The sequence below is a fragment of the Paraburkholderia bengalensis genome, assembly GCF_037126505.1.
GTDB lineage: Bacteria > Pseudomonadota > Gammaproteobacteria > Burkholderiales > Burkholderiaceae > Paraburkholderia > Paraburkholderia bengalensis.
On the sequence record NZ_JACFYJ010000199.1, the window covers coordinates 1 to 3,740 of the forward strand.

A 3,740-nucleotide genomic window follows, 5' to 3' on the forward strand; every position below is an offset into this window, starting at 1 on the left:
GGCGCGGCCACGGCGGCCTGCGCTGACGCAACGCCGACGCCCGTGCAGCCGAGCGTGCCCGTTATCAGCGCCGCCAGCGCAGACACCGCAACCGGGCCCCACGACGCACGTGGCTTGCGCGCGAACAGATTGCGCGGCGCCCCGAGGCGCGGATGCACGCGCGGCGCATCGTGCGACACGTCTGCGGGCGCGTTATTGGATGAATCGATCATTCGGATGCCGCCAGAGCGCCCTGCAGGCGGCGCTGTTGCTGGATTACGTTCTCGAGCGCGGCGCGCGAGATCACGTCGCGCGCCACCATGTAGTCGCCGATGCGTCCGTGGCGGTCCGGACGGTAGTGCTGCATCGCGGCCTCGAAAGCTTCGCGGCTCACGTGGCCGTGCTCGATCAGCAGATCGCCGATCAACGGCACGCTGCGCACCGGCGCAGGTTCGGTCTCACTGTCCGCGCTGCCGTGCGCGGCCACGGCCATATCGACGCCGCGCAGCGCGCGCAGCCCGGCAGCGATCTCGCCTTCGCGGACGATGTGCTGCACGACGGGTCCATCGAGCAGCGCGCCGAGTTCGGCGAGCACCGCGTCGGCGAGCGGGCTTGCCGTCAGCAGGATCGTGCGCGCGGCGGCGTTTGGGGCGGTTGCGTCCGCTGTGGCCGTTGCGTCTGCTCTAGCCGTTGCGTCTGCTTTAGCCGTTGCGTCTGCTCTAGCCGTTGCGTCTGCTCTAGCCGTTGCGTCTGCTCTAGCCGTTGCGTCTGCTGCCGCCGTGGCGCGCGCGGCGGTGGCGTCCGCTTTGGCCGTTGCGTCCGTGGGGACGCCATCGCGCGCGGCGGCTGCGTCTGCTGCCGTCCCATCTGCGGCAGCACCACTCGCACCCTGCCCTCCCGCCGTCCCGGCCTGCGGCAACACGCGATACCGCACGATCACTTCGAGCGGCAATCGCGCGGCATCCTCCTCCAGACGCTCGATCTGCAGATGGCCGCGCGGCAGATCGGCCTGGAACGCGATCGCTTCCGCGAGCGTCTCTTCGTCGAGCCAGCCTTTGGCCATCAGCACGCGGCCGAGCGGCGCCTCGCGCGCGTGGCTTTCGCCGAGCGCCTGCTCGAGCTTGTCGGAATCGATGGCCTGCCACGACAGCAGCAGCTCACCCAGACGCTGGCGCCGGTTCTTGAAGCCGTCGGCGGACGGAAAGTCGTGCATCGTCTTGTCCCACGCGAGCCGCTTGCCCGTCACGAGGTGCGTGAGGAACATCTTCCAGGCGCGCGACACGGCCATGAAGTTGACGAAGTTGCCGACCACCATGCGCGGCACCGACAGCACGCCGTGCTCCCAGCCGTACAGCCGCGCGACGAAATAAAAGCGCTGCACGACGCGCAGCAGCAGCGCGCCGCCGTTGGCCCACAGCAAGGCGTCGAGCCACGGCGAATCGGCGAACGGCGAGGCGATCAGCTCCGGCATCCAACCGAGCAGCCCCGCTCCCGCGAACAGCAGGAACTGCAGCAGCAGCCCATACGCGATGATGCCGACGAACGCCGTCACGATGCCCTTGCGGTCGCGAAACAGCAGATAGCGATTGGCGAACGAGCCCGTCCAGCCCGTCTGCTTCCAGCCTTGCAGACCGATGCCGAGCGTCCAGCGCGCGCGTTGCCGGTAGGCGGTGCGAAACGTGTCGGGGAAGAACTCGCGCACGCACAGCGGCATCGTCAGCGTGAACTCGCGCTCCTTGCCGAAGCCGAACCATGCCTTGCGGCGCGTCGCGAATTGCACCGGGAAGCGCGCGAAAATCGACTGCATGCCCATCTTGCCCAGCCGCGCGCCGACGTCGTAATCCTCCGTCAGGCTTTCCGTGTTGAACGGCTGGTTGTCCGTCTCGGCGATCAGCGCGAGCAGCGCGCGCCGCGAAAAGCACGTGCCGACCCCCGCCGACGGCACCGCGCCCGCAAGACTCTCGCGCACCACGAGGTCCTTCGCGTGCCACTCGGCGAACTCGTCCATGTACGTGCCCGCCACCAGCTCGAACCAGTTGCGTTCGAGCGACGCGACGGGCAGCTGGATCATGTCCTTGCGCGGCAGCAGGTAGTTGAAAAAGCGCAGCTCGACGGGATGCAGCACGTCCTCGCTGTCGTGCAGCACCACGCCCGCGAACTCGATGCCCGCTTCGCGCTCGTGACGAAAGATGGCCTGGATCACCCAGTTCAGGCAGTCCGCCTTGCAGGTCGGGCCGTCATGCGGCACCTCCACGCGGCGCAACTGCTTGTAGCGGCGGCGCATCCGCTCCACTTCGGCGATGGTCTGCGGATCGTTCTGATACGTGCCGACGAACACGACATAGTTGCGGTAGTCGAGCACGCGCACCATGTCCTCGATCATCGCGGCCACCACGTCGTACTCGTGCCACGCGGGCACCATGATCGCGAGCGGCTGTTCTTCGCGCTGATACAGCTGCGCGCTCGTGAGCGGCTTGTAGGCGCGCTGCACGGTGCAGCGTCGCCAGATCGTGCGGGTCCAGTACCAGACGTCGATGAACAGGTCATCGAGGCTCGACAGCAGGATGACGAACGCCACGCCAGCCGCGACGTATTCGAGTCCGTGGTAGTAGTGGGCTACCGCGTAGCCCGCATACCATTTGATCAGCGCGAAACTCACGACTCGTTCCGGCTCCGGCGGCGCGCGAGCTGCGCGATCAGCAGCAGCGCGACCAGCAGGCCGACCACGCCCGCGCCGATGCCCCAGCGCAGCCAGCCGTGCAGATACCACGGCCCTTGCAGGTCGTCCGCGTCGATCAGTTCGCCGGGATGGCGCGTGTCGAACTGGCGCAGCGTGCCACTGCCGTCGACGATCGCGATATCGCCGCGCGACAGCGTAAGCGTGGCGGGAAGGATCGCGGGCGTGTCGCCCACCGTGCGATACACGATGCCGGGCACGCTGCCCGCCTTCACCGCCTCGATCACGCCGACGCGGTTCAGCCCCGAGATATCGGCCAGCATCCGGCCCGACGCATCGACGAGCGACAGCCGGTCTTGCGACAGACGCGCCACGCGCTTTTCGTCGGCGAGCGTCACGTCGGCGGCGAGGAAGGCGCCCTTCGGGCTCACCGCCTCGCCTTCGCGCGCGACGCTGAAGCTCGCGCGCTGCGGCGCATGCCGTCGCGTTCGCAAGGCTCGCGATGCGCGCCAGCACCTGCGGCGCGTCGCGCAGATAGGCGTCGGGCACGATCACGCTGGCGTCGTCGTGAAGCGCGCGACCATGCCCGTGAAGTCGTCGCCGGGCGTGGCGTCGGCTAGCGTCAGATGACTGCTCGGCAGCACGGCCACGGGATGGCCCTGGCCGCGCGGCTGGCAGCCGCCTTCCGGCTGGCGCTGGAACACCACGCGCAGCAGGTTGCGCGGCGCGAGCGCGTAGTGCGGCACCCGCGCCTCGATGCGCTGCGGCTTGCCGTCGGCCGTGAGCAGCTGCGAGCCGATCAGGATGTCGTTGAAATAGATCGACGCCGTCTGCGACGTATGATTCGCCGTCGGCGCCGCCGACACGTCGAGCACGACAGCTTCCGGCAGCTTGCCGTTGCCCGACGCCGCGCCGAGATCGAAGCTCGCGTCCCACACGGCGCGGTCCTGCACGTCGAGCGTGCGCGGCTGGCCGCCCAGCAGCGCGAGCGCGATGCCGTCGCCGCGCGTGTTCGGCGCGTCGTCGATCTGATGCACGACGAGGCGGCTCGTCACGTCGATGGGGCGCCAGGCGCGCGCGAGCG

Annotated in this window: 3 protein-coding genes and 1 pseudogene; all 4 read right to left on the reverse strand. The window is 69.0% G+C overall.

Annotated elements, in window-relative coordinates:
- Positions 1-212 (reverse strand): hypothetical protein (locus H3V53_RS42405; protein WP_336602930.1); only part of this gene is annotated, 212 nt, incomplete at its 3' end.
- Complete coding sequence (locus tag H3V53_RS42410; RefSeq protein WP_336602931.1) at positions 209-2,638, reverse strand: glycosyl transferase family protein; 2,430 nt, start codon at positions 2,636-2,638, stop codon at positions 209-211. The genes H3V53_RS42405 and H3V53_RS42410, both read right to left, overlap by 4 nt.
- Positions 2,635-3,150, reverse strand: coding sequence for a hypothetical protein (locus H3V53_RS42415; protein WP_336602932.1), 516 nt, complete (start codon positions 3,148-3,150; stop codon positions 2,635-2,637). Before H3V53_RS42415 ends, H3V53_RS42410 begins: the two co-directional genes overlap by 4 nt.
- Before the next feature lie 57 nt (positions 3,151-3,207).
- A pseudogene (locus H3V53_RS42420) lies at positions 3,208-3,740 on the reverse strand (cellulose biosynthesis cyclic di-GMP-binding regulatory protein BcsB); the annotation flags it as partial.